The 16,249-nt window shown below is 61.7% G+C and carries 13 protein-coding genes; 7 read left to right on the top strand and 6 right to left on the bottom strand.

Translation table 11 applies throughout. The annotated features are described in order from the left end of the window. Positions 1 to 4 precede the first annotated feature (4 nt). The 5 genes from O3649_RS08280 to O3649_RS08260 all read right to left on the bottom strand — a co-directional run bounded on the left by O3649_RS08280 (position 5) and on the right by O3649_RS08260 (position 4,711). On the bottom strand, positions 5 to 1,093 hold the full coding sequence (locus O3649_RS08280; protein ID WP_371573722.1) for a diacylglycerol kinase family protein: 1,089 nt from the start codon (positions 1,091 to 1,093) through the stop codon (positions 5 to 7). Between the two features lie 77 nt (positions 1,094 to 1,170). Further along, positions 1,171 to 1,326, bottom strand: a complete 156-nt coding sequence (locus tag O3649_RS08275; RefSeq protein WP_193389033.1) for a hypothetical protein — start codon at positions 1,324 to 1,326, stop codon at positions 1,171 to 1,173. A 15-nt stretch (positions 1,327 to 1,341) separates the two neighbouring features. Then, positions 1,342 to 2,652: a serine--tRNA ligase gene (serS, locus tag O3649_RS08270; RefSeq protein WP_049357452.1), complete on the bottom strand. Its 1,311-nt coding sequence runs from the start codon at positions 2,650 to 2,652 to the stop codon at positions 1,342 to 1,344. 91 nt (positions 2,653 to 2,743) lie between these two features. Beyond that, positions 2,744 to 3,691: a prephenate dehydratase gene (gene pheA / locus O3649_RS08265; protein ID WP_371573719.1), complete on the bottom strand. Its 948-nt coding sequence runs from the start codon at positions 3,689 to 3,691 to the stop codon at positions 2,744 to 2,746. A 132-nt stretch (positions 3,692 to 3,823) separates the two neighbouring features. Next, positions 3,824 to 4,711 (bottom strand): spermidine synthase, encoded by an 888-nt coding sequence (locus tag O3649_RS08260; protein ID WP_070819235.1) that lies wholly within the window; start codon positions 4,709 to 4,711, stop codon positions 3,824 to 3,826. A gap of 123 nt (positions 4,712 to 4,834) precedes the next feature. Between O3649_RS08260 and O3649_RS08255 the strand changes: the two genes are divergently transcribed. Together O3649_RS08255 and pta are read left to right on the top strand one after the other, a co-directional pair. Next, positions 4,835 to 5,458: a GNAT family N-acetyltransferase gene (locus O3649_RS08255; protein WP_371573717.1), complete on the top strand. Its 624-nt coding sequence runs from the start codon at positions 4,835 to 4,837 to the stop codon at positions 5,456 to 5,458. Between the two features lie 191 nt (positions 5,459 to 5,649). Further along, positions 5,650 to 7,740, top strand: coding sequence for a phosphate acetyltransferase (pta, locus tag O3649_RS08250; protein WP_371573715.1), 2,091 nt, complete (start codon positions 5,650 to 5,652; stop codon positions 7,738 to 7,740). A gap of 206 nt (positions 7,741 to 7,946) precedes the next feature. On the opposite strand, the gene O3649_RS08245 is transcribed toward pta, so the two are convergent. Continuing rightward, a complete protein-coding gene (locus O3649_RS08245; RefSeq protein WP_303950103.1) occupies positions 7,947 to 8,384 on the bottom strand; it encodes a hypothetical protein in 438 nt (145 codons plus the stop codon). Positions 8,385 to 8,711: 327 nt separating this feature from the next. On the opposite strand from O3649_RS08245, the gene O3649_RS08240 reads away from it, so the two are divergent. The 5 genes from O3649_RS08240 to O3649_RS08220 all read left to right on the top strand — a co-directional run. After that, the gene (locus O3649_RS08240) at positions 8,712 to 11,939 is read left to right on the top strand and encodes a DUF3427 domain-containing protein (protein ID WP_371573713.1); all 3,228 of its coding nucleotides are present in this window, start codon (positions 8,712 to 8,714) and stop codon (positions 11,937 to 11,939) included. Between the two features lie 678 nt (positions 11,940 to 12,617). Next, complete coding sequence (locus O3649_RS08235; protein WP_371573711.1) at positions 12,618 to 13,055, top strand: metal-sensitive transcriptional regulator; 438 nt, start codon at positions 12,618 to 12,620, stop codon at positions 13,053 to 13,055. A gap of 60 nt (positions 13,056 to 13,115) precedes the next feature. Beyond that, positions 13,116 to 13,331: a heavy-metal-associated domain-containing protein gene (locus O3649_RS08230; protein WP_049360056.1), complete on the top strand. Its 216-nt coding sequence runs from the start codon at positions 13,116 to 13,118 to the stop codon at positions 13,329 to 13,331. A gap of 29 nt (positions 13,332 to 13,360) precedes the next feature. Next, complete coding sequence (locus O3649_RS08225; RefSeq protein WP_371573709.1) at positions 13,361 to 13,747, top strand: chorismate mutase; 387 nt, start codon at positions 13,361 to 13,363, stop codon at positions 13,745 to 13,747. A 328-nt stretch (positions 13,748 to 14,075) separates the two neighbouring features. Next, positions 14,076 to 16,249, top strand: a 2,174-nt coding sequence (locus O3649_RS08220) for a heavy metal translocating P-type ATPase (RefSeq protein WP_371573706.1), incomplete at its 3' end; no start/stop codon positions are given.

Raw genomic sequence — 16,249 nt, 5'->3', positions numbered from 1 at the left:
ACGGCTAGAGCACGTCCGGGTGGACCGCCACCTCCACGGCGGCAGGCAGCACGCGCGCGCTAATGCGATACGCCGACGGCGCCGGGTCACCATCCACCTCAACCGGCTGAGCACCATCCGGGAACTCCAACACCGCCTCAGACCCCACCAGGTGACGAATCACCGGCAACTCAATGCGCGGCGAACCCAAAATCGTGCGGCGCGTAACCTTCGCCATCAACAGGCCCCACTCCACCAGGTCACGCGGCGACGCCACAATCACCTCAAGGTTGCCGTCATTCACATCCGTCATATCCGCCAGACGAATACCACCCTGCAGGCGGCCACAATTCGCAATCAGCACCGAACGCATCGGCAAAATACGAGGCTCCCCACCGTCCACACTAATACGCACCGGGTGCGACCTGCCCAGCATGTGCTTCATGCCGGACTGCACGTACGCAACCCAGCCGAACTTCGCCTTAATCTCCTCGTTCGTATCATTCATGACAAGCGCATCAAAGCCGGCACCACTCATCACAAAGAACGTGTGTTCGGTTTCTTCGCCGGGGGTGCTCGTCGTCGTCATCTCAATCGCATCAACGCTCTGACCTGCACCGTTGAGCGCAATATTCACGCACGCCGCCACGTCACTCACCGGAATATACAGGTTACGCGCCAGCAGGTTACCGGTACCCATCGGCAGAATACCCAGACGCGGCTTGCGCCCCTCATGATGCGCCAGCGCCGCCGCCACAGCACGCACCGTACCGTCACCACCGGCAGCAATCAGCAGGTCAACACCCTCAGCAATCAGCTCGCGGGCCGCCTCAGAACCGGGCTCGTCCACACGGGTGGTGCGCACCAGCGCCTGCGGGTGGCCGTTCGCCGCGAGGGTACGTTCCAGAATCTCAATAGCCGCCGCAACTCCGGGCTTACTCGGGTTGTACACCACGCCCACGCGCTGCGCCTCACCGGTGAGCAAGGTCGGCAGAACGCCGAAGGGTGCCCCCAGTTCGATAGCGCGTCGGCGCGCTTCACGGCGGGCACGAGTGACGGAGGCGGTCAGAGCCGCCGCCGCAGAAACACCAAGGAGTTTACGGTAAAGAGGCATAGTTCTTAGACTACCGGGATACGCAAAAACCCGCCCACCGTTTACGCGGTGAGCGGGTTTTTCAGCTGGTTGTGAGATTACTCAGCAGCTACTGCCGGGATGACCTCGGCACCACCCATGTAGGGGCGGAGTGCTTCCGGAATCACAACAGAACCATCAGCCTGCTGGTGGGACGGAGGCGGGGGATTCCGAGCGCGCGAGGCACCAAATCCCCCGCCGGAGTGGAGACTCACTCCAGCAGGCATCCTTTATTCAGCAGCTACTGCCGGGATAACCTCGGCGCCACCCATGTACGGGCGGAGCGCCTCCGGGATACGCACGGAGCCGTCTGCCTGCTGGTGAGTCTCCAGGATGGCAACCACCCAGCGAGTCGTCGCCAGGGTACCGTTCAGGGTCGCTACGGAGCGGGTGCGGCCCTTACGCACGTTGCCTGCCTCGTCCACGGTGTCCGGGGTGCGCTCGCGGATGTTCAGGCGGCGCGCCTGGTAGGTGGTGCAGTTCGAGGTGGAGGTCAGCTCACGGTAGGTACCCTGGGTGGGGACCCACGCCTCGCAGTCGAACTTGCGGGCTGCGGAGGTGCCCAGGTCGCCTGCGGCAGTGTCAATCACGCGGTATGCGAGGCCGCAGCGCTGCAGCATTTCCTCTTCGAGGGACAGCAACTTCTCGTGCATCTCTTCTGCCTGCTCGACGGGGCAGTAGACGAACATTTCAGCCTTGTTGAACTGGTGCACGCGAATGATGCCGCGGGTGTCCTTACCTGCGGAGCCTGCCTCGCGGCGGTAGCAGGAGGACCAGCCCAGGTACTTCTTCGCGCCCTTCTCGAAGTCGAGAATTTCGTCGGTGTGGTAGCCGGCGAGCGCCACTTCGGAGGTGCCGACCAGGTACAGGTCGTCGCGTTCGAGGCGGTAGATTTCGTCGTCGTGCTTGACGTTGAAGCCGGTGCCGTTCATGATTTCGGGGCGTACCAGGGTGGGGGTGGTCATCATGGTGAAGCCGTGCTCGGTTGCGAGGTCGAGCGCCATCCACATGAGTGCCTGCTCGAGGCGTGCTACCTGGCCCTTGAGGAAGTAGAAGCGTGCGCCGGAGACCTTTGCGCCGCGTGCCATGTCGATGCCGTCGACGAGTTCGCCGATTTCGAGGTGGTCGCGCGGTTCGAAGCCTTCGGTGGTGAAGTCGCGGGGGGTGCCGACTTCCTTGACGACTACGTAGTCGTCTTCGCCGCCGACGGGTACGCCGTCGATGATGAGGTTTTCGATGCTGCTGATCAGTTCCTCGTATTCGGCGGTCTTCGCCTCGGAGGCTGCCTTTGCTTCGTTGACGCGGGCTGCGAGTTCCTTCGCCTGTGCGACGAGGGCGGGCTTTTCTTCCTTGGGTGCCTTTGCGACGGTCTTGCCGAAGGCGTTCTGTTCGGCGCGCAGGTTCTCGTATTCGCCGATGAGTGCGCGGCGTGCGGTGTCGGCTTCGAGGATGCGGTCGACGTGAGTTTCGTCCTTGCCGCGTGCTCGCTGGGAGGCGCGGAAGACGTCGGGGTTTTCGCGGAGGAGGTTAATATCAATCACTGTTTTATCCTACCTAATCTTGCGGTGGGTTGTGGGTGGGGTTTGCGCTGGTGGGGCGCGGGTAGGTGCGGGGGTATCTAGCGGCGGCCGGCTAGTGGCGCTGCAGCTGTGCGGGGCGGCCGTTCGGGAAGAGCGACTCAACCCATTCGTGTGCGGCGTCGAAGGAGCCATCGGAGTGGATGGCGTCGACTTCGGTGTTTTCGTGGTCGGCGCGCGGGTAGGAGCCGAGGAATTTCAGCGTCGGGGAGACGCGGTGCAGGCCGCGCAGTGCATCGCGCATGCGTGCCTCGTAGATGTGGCCGTCGGCGTCGATGCTGAACGAGTAGGAGCCCATGCCTTCGCCGGTGGGGCGCGATTCGATGCGGGAGAGGTTCACGCCGCGCACGGAGAACTGTTCGAGCAGTTCGAGCAGGGCGCCGGCGCGATTGGCGGGCAGCGGCACGGTCAGGGTGGTCTTGTCGGAGCCGGTCGGTTCGGGGATGTCGGCGGTGCGGGAGAGCAGCACAAAGCGGGTTACGGCGTTCTTGTTGTCGCCGATATTGTCCTGCAGTACGTGCAGTTCCGGGTGGTAGTTCAGCAGCGCCGGGGAGCAGATTGCCGCATCGTAGGTGCACCCCTCTTCGAGCAGGCCGACAGCCGCCGCGGCGGTGGAGGAGCCGGGCAGGTAGGCGGCGGCGGGTACGTTCTCCTGTGCCCAGCCGCGCACCTGCGCCCAGGCGTGCGAGTGGGTGGAGATGGTCTTGACGTCTTCGATACTGAGGGGCTTCGCAGCGACCAGCACGAAGCGGATCGGTACGAGCACCTCGCGGATGATGCGTACACCCTCGCTGGCTGCGATAGCGTCCAGGGTGGCGCTCACGCCGCCCTCCACGGAGTTTTCGATGGGCACCATGGCGGCGTCCGCCTCGCCCACGTTGAGGCGTGCGAGCGCGTCGGGCACGCTGGTGGCGGGGATCCGTTCGGCGTCGGATGCGCCGGGGACGCTCAGCAGGGCGGATTCGGTGAAGGTGCCGGAGGGGCCAAGGTAGGTGTATCGCATGCCACTATAGTAGCGTCTGCCGTGGAGGGGGCGCCGAATTCGGTGATAGGTTACGGTCTTTGGCGGTAGTTAAAAACCCCTACCGAAGTCACTAACCTATGGCCGAAAAACTTAAGTCATTACCGAAAACCGTTACCTCACGAACTGGCGTACCCGCGCGGTGTCCCAGTACTGGGCGGGCACGCCTCCACCCATGAGCTCACGGGCGATAGCGGCGGCCTGCACGGAACCAGCCTCCGGCAGGGGCGCGTGCGAACCGGCGATAATGACGTTGCCGCGGCGGCGGCCCTTCAACATGGCGGAATCCGCCACAATGCACACGTACTCGAACACCTCAAGCAGGGCGGACGCCTCCGCGCGGGCACCGGTCAGCGCAGGCCCGTCACCGCAGTTCAGGATGTACAGGCCACCGGGTGCCAGCGACTCGGCAACGGTGCGGGTGAACTCGACGGTGGTGAGCGCCTCGGGGGTGGTGTCCCCGGCGAATACGTCACGAATCAGCACGTCGCGGGATGCGGGCGCGAAGGTCGCGGTGACGGCACCCGCCTCGCCCACGCGAATCTTCACGCGCGGCGCCTTGGGGATGTCGAACCAGGCGCGCACATACTCGGCGAGCTTGGCATCCAGCTCAACAACGGTGTTGCGGCTGGTCGGGTACAGGTCAGCGAAATAGCGCGCCATGGAGCACGCGCCGCCGCCCAGGTGGGTGATGCGCAGCTTCGCGGCGTCCAGGTGTTCCTCCACATGCGAGGAGACGACCGCCGCAATCCAGCGCATGTACTCAAAATCCAGCTGGCGAGGCTCACCCACAATCACGTGGGAAGACTGCACACCATTAATGAGCAGCAGCCAGCCGTCAGCGTGATAGCCGTCAGGGACCAGCTCCGCCTCACCCGTAGAAATCGGGTACACGCCAGCGGCGGCACCCTGCACGGGGGTGTTCTCGGTATCGTCGATGCGGTTCTTCTGGTTCTTCTGCGCCTTTTGGGACTTCTTGGGTGCCCTGCTCTTTTTCGCCATACCCACTAGACTAGCCGACAAGCCTCAAGGCAACAGAGCGCTCTGCAACAGCCCCGCACGCCCCTAGCGTACGCACCCGCGGCAAACCGCCTCCACAGAGGTCAGCTGAGTAGACTAGAACCCATGGGATTTGTATGTCAGGGCCGCTACGCGCTCGCACCAATTGAACCGACCGACGCCGAAAAATACGTCAACCTGCAGCTGGACTGCATGGAGCAAACCTACGACCCGATCTACTTCGACGCGCTCGGGGAAAGCTTCACCGCCCGCCACCGCGCCGAACGCAACGAATACCTCGAAGACTTCCGCCGCCACCTCTCCTCTCCCACCGTGCGCGGCTTCTTCGCCTATGAGGTGCCCGGCTGGACCCCCGACGGCGGGCTCTCCTGCTCCATCGGCGCCCGCATCGACTGGGATAAGCCGGTCGGCCTGGCGCTCTCCCTATGCGAACCCTCCTCCTGGGAACTCGAACGCGCCGACGACCTCCCCGAGCTGCCCGCAGGCACCCGCAAACTCGTGCACCTGTACACCCTCAACCACACGCACGGCACCGGGCTCGGTCAGGCACTCTACGAGTCCGTCATCTACCCGGATGAAAACTCCTACCTGTGGGTCATGGCAGAAAACGAACGAGCGCTCTCTTTTTACGAGCGGCTCGGCTACCAGCGCAACAGCATCGAATTTGAGGCACGCGGCATCTGGGCGCCCGGCCACAGCGTGCGGTACGCGCGCATCCCCAACCTCTAAACGGCACACCACAACAGGGAAACAGCCCGCCCACATGACGCAGCGCACCGCACCCCTGTTAGGCACCACCCCCACAACGCCTTAAGATAGAAGAGACCTATAAGCTCGACGCACCCGCGCACAGGAGCACATACACCCCTGCGCAACCGCGGGACCCAGCGCCGAACATCGCATAGAAGGACAGTAAAACAATGACCACCGGTCTTTACCTCTCCGCTATGTCCCAGAACTCGGGCAAGTCCCTCGTAGCCCTGGGTCTAGCAGACTCCCTCATCAAGCGCGCAGACCGCGTCGGCTTCTTCCGCCCCGTCTTCGACGGCGCAACCATCTCCGACGACCCCATGGCACGCCTCATCCGTGAACACTTCGGCCTGACCGAAGAGCAGGTCGGCGGCGCAGTCTCCATGACCGACGCACTCGCACTCATCGCAGAAGGCGACACCGAAGAAATCTCCGCACGTGCGGTCTCCGCCTACGAGAAGGTCGCTGCAAACAGCGACGTCGTAATCGTTGACGGCGTCTACCTGCCCGCCAACGCGCTCGCAGTCGAATTCGACCTGAACGTCCAGATTGCACGCGACCTGGGCCTGCCCGTCGTCGCTATCGTCGGCGCACAGGAAGCAACCGTTGAGGAAGCAGTCACCGCCGTTGACGTGGCACGCACCGAGCTGCTCGCCTCCAAGGCAGACCTGCTCGCCATCATCGTCGGCCGCGCCGAGCCCGAACTGCGCGACGAAATCGAGAAGTCCGTCAAGCGCGGCGACGCAAACCTGCCCGTCTACGTACTGCCCGAAATCCCCGAGCTGAACGCACCCACCGTCGGTGAAGTTGCCGAAGCCCTCAAGCTCGACACCGAAGGCATCAAGGCAGAAGACCTCAGCCGCGATATTCACGGCATCAAGGTCGCAGCAATGAACGTCTCCAACTTCCTGAACCAGTTCGTCGACGGCGACTTCGTTATCGTCCCCGGCGACCGTGCAGACATCGTTGCAGCAACCCTCGCATCCGCACTGGCACCGACCTTCCCGGCACCCTCGGGCGTGCTGCTCACCGGCGGTCTGGACGCACTGCCCGGCAAGAACACCGCAGTCGGCTCCCTCATCGACAACGCACCGTTCCCCGTGCTGTCCACCACCAAGGACACCTTCAAGTCTGCACGCGCAGTCTCCCGCGTCCGCGGCGCCCTCGAAAGCGGCCACCAGCGCAAGCTCGCAGCAGCAATGGGCGGCTGGGACGAGCACGTCAACAAGGACGAACTGCTCGCACGCCTCGAAATTGAGCGCCCCGCATCCATGACCCCGCTGCGCTTCCTGCACAACCTCATCGAGACCGCACGCGCAAACCGCCGCTCCGTGGTCCTGCCCGAGGGTTACGACGTGCGAATCCTGCGTGCATCCGAAATCATTGCTCGCCGCGACTTCTGCGACCTGATCCTGCTCGGCAACCCCGCCAAGATCGCAGAGATTTGCCAGGCCGAAGGTATCGAACTGCCCAGCACCGTTCGTATCATCGACATCGAAAACAACGAGTACACCGAGGACTTCGCAGCAACCTACGCTGAGCTGCGTGCACACAAGGGCGTCACCATTGAGGCTGCTCGCGAGCGCATGACCGACCCCTCGTACTTCGGCACCATGCTCGTTTACAAGGGCATCGCCGACGGCATGGTTTCCGGTGCAGTGAACACCACCGCGAACACCATCCGCCCCTCGCTCGAGTTCATCAAGACCCGCCCCGGCACCAAGATCGTCTCCTCCGTCTTCCTGATGCTGATGGAAGACCGCGTTCTGGTCTACGGCGACTGCGCAGTGAACCCGAACCCCAACGCAGAGCAGCTCGCCGACATCGCGAAGGCATCCGCGGAGACTGCACGCCAGTTCGGCGTCACCCCCAAGGTTGCTATGCTGTCCTACTCGACCGGCACCTCCGGCGCTGGCGCAGACGTAGACGTTGTGCGTGAGGCAACCGAGCTCGTGCGCGCATCGAACCCCGACTTCGCGGTTGAGGGCCCGATCCAGTACGACGCTGCTTCGAACATGTCCATTGCGTCGACCAAGCTGCCCGGCAGCGAGGTTGCTGGTCAGGCTACCGTGTTCGTCTTCCCCGACCTGAACACCGGTAACAACACCTACAAGGCTGTTCAGCAGTCTTCGGGTGCTGCCGCTGTGGGCCCGGTTCTGCAGGGTCTGCGTAAGCCCGTGAACGACCTGTCGCGCGGTACCACCGTTGAGGACATCATCAACACCGTTGCGATCACCGCAATTCAGGCACAGAGCCTGTAAGCCGGTTTTTGACCGCTGAATGAGGCCGCCCCGGCCGCTGCACCCCCGTGTGGGTGCGGTGGACGGGGCGGTTTCTTGTGCTGTTTTTATTGCGCCGATTCTATGCGCCGAGAAGCCACATGTGTTTCGAAAAGCAACATATTACGTGGCTTCTCGAAACACATGTGGCTTCTCAAGGAGGGGTTTTGGTGCAGCTCCCCCCCCGGTTAGTCCTTGCGGGTGCGGTCAAGGCGCACATAGTTGATCACGCCAAGAACAGCCATACCCACGGCGACCAGTACCGGGTCGAGGGCGGGCGGGAAGAGCCAGGTGAGCCCCGCCTCCACGGTGTAGGCGATGAGGCGGCAGACAAGGTAGGTACACACCGCCACGAAGAGCGCGTAGGCGACAATGATGCCGACCGGGCGGGGCTCGTAGCCTTCTCGCCGGGCGCGCAGAGCGGCACCCAGGGCGTTACCCAGATACAGGGCGAGAGCACCGACGACGACCGCGGCGGTGAGGGCACCGTCGAGGAGCGTGCGCGGGGTCAACGGTGCGGTGCCTGCCTCAGAGAAGAGGTTGAGGATGCGCACCGCGGCGTAGGCGTAGCAGAAGATGACTGCCGCGCGGATGGTAAGGGGTAGGTTGGTCCAGAAGGTTTTCATGCGGCCCCTTTCGAGGTGGAGGGCGGGCTTCTGTCTGGGTGTTACCCCAAGGATACCTAAGAACGCCGGCCTGTGATGCGAATCAATAGCGTTTGGGCTGGTGTGTTCTGCGTGCGGGGCGGGGTGTTTGGTGCGCCGAGTTTAATCGCCGAGAAGCCACATGTGTTTCGAAAAGCAACATATTACGTGGCTTCTCGAAACACATGTGGCTTTTCGAGGAGAAGACGGGTAGAGAATTTTTGTAATTACAGGATTCCACCACCCCGACCCCGTGAGCCGGTGACCACCCGGACAGCGGCAAACCGCCCGGGCTGCTAGGCTGCTGCTATGACCACGACTGACGAAACTCTCCCCCTGGGGCTCTACGAACACCTCAAGAGCACCTCACTCATGGGCCGCACCATCCCCGAAGGCGCGCAATGGCAGGAAGAAATCCTCCAAAAGGACGACTACAACATCCCCGAACTGCTCACCCAGTTCTTCGCCACCCAGCTGGTCCCCGCCCTCGAAAGCCTCAAAACCCCTGCCGACCAGGTGGAACTCATCAACCGCATGATGGAGCTCCTGCCGCAGGATGCCGAAGAGCAGAACGATTCGTTGCTGACCGATGACGACAGCAACGTAATTCAGGTGCGCGAGCTCGCCCTCACTGACGCAAAAACTACGCGCCCCGATATTCCTCTGAGCGACGTTGCTCTGATGACGAATACTTCTAAAGACCTGAATCTCAATACTGAAATTCAGAAAGAATTAGAAAGTGCAGACCGTGTAGATTTGCTCTGCTCATTTCTTAAAATGTCCGGTGTTAATAGTTTGAGTGAGCAGCTTAAAGCTATTAAAAATCGCGGTATTCCTTTCCGTATTATTACCACCACCTATATGGGCGCGACCGACCGCAAGGCTATCGACCGCCTCGTTGAAGAGTACGGTGCCGAGGTGAAAATCAGCTACCAGGGCGACAGCACCCGTCTACACGCGAAGGCCTGGCTGTTCCACCGCAATACCGGCATGTCCACCGGCTATGTGGGCAGCTCGAACCTGTCCAGTGCCGCGCTCACTGACGGCCTGGAGTGGAATGTTCGCATCTCTAACCCGATTACGCCCGGCCTGATCCGCCAGTTTGAAGGCCTGTTTGAAAGCTACTGGAAGAGCGGTGATTTCACCTCTTACACCGCCTCTGACAAGGAGAAGCAGGAGCTCGACACCGCCCTAGCCAAGGCCGATATTACCGGCCGTAAAAGCAAGGGCCTGGAGTACGATATCGACTCGTCCCTGCTGGATGTGCACCCGTTCCCGCATCAGGTGCGCATGCTTGAAGAAATGCAGAACGCTCGTTCTAAGGGTCGTCACCGCAACCTCGCCGTGGCCGCAACCGGCACCGGCAAAACCGTGTTCTCGGCTCTCGATTACAGGCGCCTCTGCGAGCAGTACGGCAAAAAGCTGAAGCTGCTTTTTATTGCGCACCGAAAAGAAATTCTTGACCAGGCGCGCCGCACTTTCGGCGACGTCATGCTTAAAGGTAATTTTGGTGAACTTCTGACCGGCGGCAAAAAGCCCGAATATAACGAGGCTGTTTTTGCGACCATTCAAACGTTGTCGGGTGCCGCCCTTGAAAGTTACGCGCCGGACTATTTCGACGTCATCATCATGGACGAATGCCACCATATTAAGGCTGCCAGCTGGGACAAAGTCTTCAACTATTTTGAGCCCCGCGAATTTATCGGCCTGACCGCAACACCCGAGCGAGAAGACGGGGTGAACATCGCCGACAAGTACTTTGACGGCTACGTGGCGACCTCAATCCGCCTGTGGGACGCACTCGAAGACCACCTCCTCGTACCCTTCCAGTACTTCGGTATTGCCGATGGCACCGACCTGCGCCGCATCAACGTTCGGGGCGGCAAATACGACGAAAACGCCCTTGAGAACCTGTACACCAAGGACGAGGCTGAACGCCGCCTGCGCATCATCGTGGAGGAGCTACGCGAGAAGGTCGACAACCCCCTGCGCATGAAGGCGCTCGGCTTCTGCGTGAGCGTGAAGCACGCCGAATACATGGCGCAGAAATTCAACGAGGTGGGTATTCCCGCCGACTTCTTGGTCGGTACAGATTCCGCCGAGCGCCGCGCCGAGGTCATGAAAAACCTTGCAGACGAAGCGCACGAGCTGACCACGATCTTCACCGTGGACCTGTTCAACGAGGGCGTCGATATTCCGAGCGTCGACACCCTCCTGATGCTACGCCCCACCCAGTCGCTCACCCTCTTCCTGCAGCAGTTGGGCCGCGGTCTGCGCCGTGCACCATTGAAGTCTGTTCTGACGGTCCTCGACTTCGTGGGACACCAGAACAAGAACTTCATGATTCACAGCAAGTACCGCGCCTTTGCACGACAGGGTACCCTGACCGAGCAGGACATTGAGAGTCCTGAACTGCCGGCTGGCTGTCACTTCCACCTGGACGAAATGACTCAGAAGCAGGTCATCCAGAAGATTCGCGAGTCCCTACGCATGAACCAGAACGCCCTCATCGACACCGCAAAGAGCTACCTGGAAGATATGCGCCGAAACTCCACGGAACCCGATATTCGCCCCACCGTCATTGACTTCATCAACCGCTACGGGTTGGGACTGCCGCAGATTTACGGCCGTAGCAGCAAGGTGACCCTGCCCGATGTAGCTAAGCCCGTCGCAACGACCTGGACCAGCCTCCAGGCCGCAAGTGGACTGTACCCCGACCTGGTGGTCCCCTTCCAGGACAACGTGGCCGTCGAGACGAATAAGCGCGTCAAGGCACTCACGCACGTGCACGACGCGTTCCGCATTAACGCCTACCTGGAGCTTCTGAACACGGACATCCTGGAGCAGGACATGACCGAAGAACAGCGCCGCCACGCATGGATGCTACTGTTCTCCATCTGGCCGAAGGCCAAGTGGGATGGTTCCTCTGAGAAGTTCAGCCTCGACGAGGGCCTGGCAACTCTGCGTAAGAACCGCGGCATGCTACAGGAGATGGAGAGCGTCTGGAACTTCAACGCCGGTACGGATACCACCTCCACCCTGCCTCTCTTTGAGGGCGAAGGCGTCCCCCTGCGCACTCACGCCCTCTACTCCCGCGAGGAACTGTTCGCCGGACTGGGCGGCCAGGAGGAGAACTTCAAGGTACCCGGCGGCGTGGTCAACGGTGTTGTGCCCTTCGACCCGACAAACACCACCGCACTACTGGTGACGCTGGAGAAATCTGAGAAGCACTTCTCCCCGGCCACCATGTACAAGGACTATGCCATCAGCACTGACGAGTTCGCGTGGGACTCTCAGAGCGCAACCACCCCCGAAAGTCCGACGGGTCAGCTCTTCCAGCATCACGAGGAGCGAGGTCGACGCATCGTGCTCTTCGCCCGCCAGCACAGGGAGAATAGGCTCGGCCCCGAGCCCTACATGTGCCTGGGCACCGTGAAATACATGTCTCACGAGGGTTCTAAGCCGATGCATATTCGCTGGTCGTTGGACCGGCCGATGCCGGCGTCCATGTTCCAGATCGCGAAGATTGCCTCGTAGGCGCTGAATAACCGCAGCAGGCGGCCCCGGATGTTTGAACATTCAGGGCCGCCTGTTTCATATGGACTACTCAGTGCCGGTGAAAATTCGGTAATGACCTAGCAACTTCAGTCATGACTTAGCGTCTTTGGTAATGGTTAAAACCCCAGCCTGAAGTCACTAACCCATTACCGAAAAAGCTAAACCATAACCGGCCCACACCTACCTGGTGCATCCGGAGATTCGGTCATGGGTTACGGATTTGTGCCATAGGTTAGCGTCTTTGGTCGTAGTTAAAAACCATGGTCGAAGACATTAAACTACGACCAAATTTCTGCGAAGGCTCCACCTCCACACAGGTGAAAATTCGGTAATGACCTAGCAATTTCAGTCATGACTTAGCGTCTTTGGTAATGGTTAAAACCCCAGCCTGAAGTCACTAACCCATTACCGAAAAACCTAAACCATAACCAGCACCCGCCTACCTGGTGTATTCGGGGTCGCCTACTTTTTAGACAGAGGTTTTCGATAGGTTAGTGTCTTCGCCGTGGGTCTTTAACCCGCAGTGAAAACACTAACCTATCGACAGGGCCGTAACCTATCGAAGAATCCCCCTATCGACAAACCCCCGCCCCCATACCGCGTAACAACTCGTAACACCCCCTTGCGGTATACCCCCCTAGGGTATATACTGGAGCCATGGAAACCACTAGCAACCAGTGCTGCCACAGCACATCCGACCAGGTCAGCACCGCATCCGGCGCCCCTACTGAAAAACCCATTGAGGAGCCCACCAAGGCACACACCGGCGCATGTTGCAGCGGTGAGGCGCCCGAAACCCAGCACGGTTACGCCTCCAACAAAGAGGCGCACCTCAAGCGACTGCGCCGCATCGAAGGGCAGGTCCGCGGCATCGCCCGCATGGTCGATGAAGACAAGTACTGTATCGACATCCTCACCCAGGTTGCCGCGGTCTCCAAGGCGCTCCACGCCGTCTCCCTGAACCTGCTCGAAGAGCACATCGGCCACTGCGTGACCGGCGCCGCCGTCGAGTCCGAACGCACCGGCGACCCGACCATCGCAGAGGCCAAGGTCAAAGAGGCAACCGCCGCGATCTCGCGCCTCATGCGTAGCTAAACGCGCCGCAAACCACTCGGCGGCCCCAAGTTTTCAACCCATTACCGAAAGGAAATCATCATGAGCACCACCACCGTTAAGGCAACCGGCCTGACCTGCAACCACTGCGCTATGAGCGTCAGCGAAGAGGTCAGCGAAGTTCCCGGCGTGACCGGCGTGAACGTGGACGTCGTCAAGGACGGCGTCTCCACCGTGACCATTGAACACGAGGGCACCCTCAACACTCAGGCTGTTGCAGACGCTATCGTGGAGGCTGGCTTCACCCCCGCCGTCTAGCGCGGTAGCCGGCTCGATTAGGAGTCATCATGGCTTACCCTCCGCAGTACATTGCGATGGTTGTTGGCGCGGTTCGCACCCTTGTCGGCGTCGAAAACATGCACCTGCGCGACGCGATTGCGCGCGTGGCCAGGCAGATGAATCTGGATGCGGCGCTGGTCGATTCGTGGGTGAAGCAGAGCCCCGAATATACGGCGCGTGAGGATGCACCCGGTGCGGCGCGACGTAGCGGCACGAGCGCGAATAAGCGTTCCGCCGAGCATGAGCAGGGCGTGAAGGCGCGTGAGAAGGCGAACGCTTCGCCGTTCCCGCGGGCTGCCGTGAAGCGTGCCTACGGTGTGTCTGATCGTGGTGCGAAGGTGACCGGTATTCGTCCGCATACGAGCAGGCCGGATGGGCTGCCCGGCGACCACTGAGCCGCCGCAGTATTACTCCCGCCGCCGCGTTTACGGCCTCGCGGTTTTACCCGCGGCTTTCACTCCCGCGACGCCCTCAGTACTGCACCCTAAACACTGCACCATACACCGTCCGGGGCGGGGTCCTTCGGGGCCCCTCCCCCGGCTTGGTGTACCTTTTTTCTACCCTCCCGTTTTTGAGTTTTGAGGAAGTATTGTGTCTTCTACACAGCCTTCAACAAGCACCCGTGAGCCCTCATCACAGAGTGAGCGCTCTCTTTTTAATCCCGCCGGAACGACCGTAAAATCAACGGAGTCAACCCGAATCATCCACGTGGATATTCAGGGTATGACCTGCGCATCCTGCGTGGGTCGCGTGGAGCGTAAGCTCCGCAAAATCCCCGGCGTTGACCCGGCGGTGAACCTGCCGCTGGAGTCGGCGCGCGTCATCGTACCTGAGGGTGTGAGCGACGAGCAGATTGTTGAGACCATCAACAATGCCGGCTACACGGCGCACCTCAAGAACGGGCCGCGCGCGGGCGCTGGAACGAACGCGAGCGCATCCGGCGGCGGCAACCAGCACAGCACCCCGAGCATGAAGGGCGGCTTCACTGACCGCATTATTTATGCGGCGATTTTGGGTGTGCCGATTTTCTTGATTTCGATGTTCCCGTCGTTCCAGTTCCCGAACTGGGGCTGGGTCGTGGCGATTCTGACCGCGCCGGTCGCGTTCTGGTGCGCCGCGCCGTTCCACCGCGCCGCGCTCATCAATGCCCGTCACGGCTCCTCCACGATGGATACGCTCGTGTCCCTCGGCGTGGTCGTGGCGTACTTCTACTCGTTGGCGCAGCTGCTCATGAACCCGGCACTGACGGCGCACGTACACCATGCGGGCGGCAGTTTCTGGTCGATGTTTACCGGCCACCACGCGCCGCTATACTTCGATTCGGCGTCCATGGTGACGCTGTTCCTGCTGATTGGCCGCGCAATTGAGCACCGCACCCGTCACCGCTCCTCGGAGGCGCTGCGCACCCTGCTGAGCATGGGCGCGAAAGAGGCGACTCTGCTGCGCACCGACAAGCAGGGCGTGACCAAGCAGGTGCAGGTTCCGGTGGAGGATCTCATGCCGGACGACCTGTTCCTGGTGCGCCCGGGCGAGAAGATTGCCACGGATGGTGTAGTGGTTGAGGGGTCGTCGGCGGTGGATGCGTCCCTGCTGACGGGTGAGTCTGTGCCGGTGGAGGTGCATCCGGGTGATGCGGTCACGGGTGCGACGGTGAATACGTCTGGTTCGTTGACGGTGCGCGCCACCCGTGTGGGCACTGAGACGACCTTGGCGAAGATGGGTGAGCTGGTGGCGAGCGCGCAGGAGACGAAGGCTCCTATTGCTCGCCTGGCGGACCGTGTTTCTGCCGTGTTCGTGCCGGTGATTTTGACGATTTCGGCGCTGACCCTGGTCGGCTGGTGGCTGATTTCCGGTGACGGTGCGGCGGCGTTCAACGCAGCGGTGTCGGTGCTGGTGGTGGCCTGCCCGTGCGCCCTGGGTTTGGCGACCCCGACGGCTCTGCTGGCGGGTACGGGCCGCGGCTGGCAGCTGGGCATTTTGATTCGTAATGCTCAGGTTCTGGAAGCGACGAGCACGGTTGATCGCGTGGTGTTGGATAAGACCGGTACCGTGACGACCGGCGAGATGTCTGTGGCGTTCTACGGCACGTTTGGTGATTATGAGTCGGTGGGTGACTTGTCCGGTATTTCGCCGGAATCCACCGGTTCCAAGAATGAACGTTCCCTGTCTGTTCTACGTGATGCTGCCGCCGTGGAGGCGCTGAGTGAGCACCCGATTGCTCGCTCGATTGCCGGTTTTGCCCGTGAGCAGGGCGTGCTGGCGGAGGGCGCATCGGCACCGAGCGTGAGCGACTTCGAGGGTATCCCCGGAGGCGTGCGCGGCGTACTGAGCGGCGCGGGTGAAGGTGCCGAGAGCGGCGCCTCCCGGCTGGTTGTGGTGGGTACTCCCGAGTACCTGCAGGCGGCGGGTGCGCAGCTGAGCGAGGCTCAGTTGGCTCTGCTGGATCAGGCTCGCCGGGCAGGTCTGACGACGGTGGTTGTCGCCCGCGGCGAGGCCCCTGACGAGGCCCCTGATGAGGCCCCGAGCAGCACCTCCGCTCTGCAGCCGGTCGGCATGATTTCGGTTGCTGACACCCCCAAGCCGGAGGCGGCAGAAACCATGGCGCAGCTGCGTGAGCTCGGCATGGAGCCGATCCTGCTCACCGGTGACGCCCCGCAGGTTGCGCAGGCGGTCGCCTCGCAGGTCGGTATTTCGACTGAGAACGTGTACGCCGGCGTGACCCCGGAGGGTAAGTCGCAGGTGATTGAGAAGTTGCAGGCTGCCGGTCACCGCGTGGCGATGGTCGGCGATGGCGTGAATGACGCCCCGGCGCTGGCTCTTGCTGAGCTGGGCATTGCGATGGGTTCGGGTACGGACGTTGCCGCGGAGGCAGCCGATATTGTGCTGACCCGTTCGGA

Source organism: Rothia sp. 27098_8_29, assembly GCF_041432785.1.
Taxonomy (GTDB): domain Bacteria; phylum Actinomycetota; class Actinomycetes; order Actinomycetales; family Micrococcaceae; genus Rothia; species Rothia mucilaginosa.
The sequence above is the reverse complement of the archived record's forward strand: the minus strand, read 5'-3'. Positions and strand labels throughout refer to the sequence as shown.

Excerpts from the sequence above, each read along its gene's own strand:
- O3649_RS08280 (WP_371573722.1), bottom strand. The coding sequence starts at position 1,093 with ATGCCTCTTTACCGTAAACTCCTTGGTGTTTCTGCGGCGGCGGCTCTG.
- pheA (WP_371573719.1), bottom strand. The coding sequence starts at position 3,691 with ATGCGATACACCTACCTTGGCCCCTCCGGCACCTTCACCGAATCCGCC.
- O3649_RS08260 (WP_070819235.1), bottom strand. The coding sequence starts at position 4,711 with ATGGCGAAAAAGAGCAGGGCACCCAAGAAGTCCCAAAAGGCGCAGAAG.
- O3649_RS08255 (WP_371573717.1), top strand. The coding sequence starts at position 4,835 with ATGGGATTTGTATGTCAGGGCCGCTACGCGCTCGCACCAATTGAACCG.
- pta (WP_371573715.1), top strand. The coding sequence starts at position 5,650 with ATGACCACCGGTCTTTACCTCTCCGCTATGTCCCAGAACTCGGGCAAG.
- O3649_RS08245 (WP_303950103.1), bottom strand. The coding sequence starts at position 8,384 with ATGAAAACCTTCTGGACCAACCTACCCCTTACCATCCGCGCGGCAGTC.
- O3649_RS08240 (WP_371573713.1), top strand. The coding sequence starts at position 8,712 with ATGACCACGACTGACGAAACTCTCCCCCTGGGGCTCTACGAACACCTC.
- O3649_RS08235 (WP_371573711.1), top strand. The coding sequence starts at position 12,618 with ATGGAAACCACTAGCAACCAGTGCTGCCACAGCACATCCGACCAGGTC.
- O3649_RS08230 (WP_049360056.1), top strand. The coding sequence starts at position 13,116 with ATGAGCACCACCACCGTTAAGGCAACCGGCCTGACCTGCAACCACTGC.
- O3649_RS08225 (WP_371573709.1), top strand. The coding sequence starts at position 13,361 with ATGGCTTACCCTCCGCAGTACATTGCGATGGTTGTTGGCGCGGTTCGC.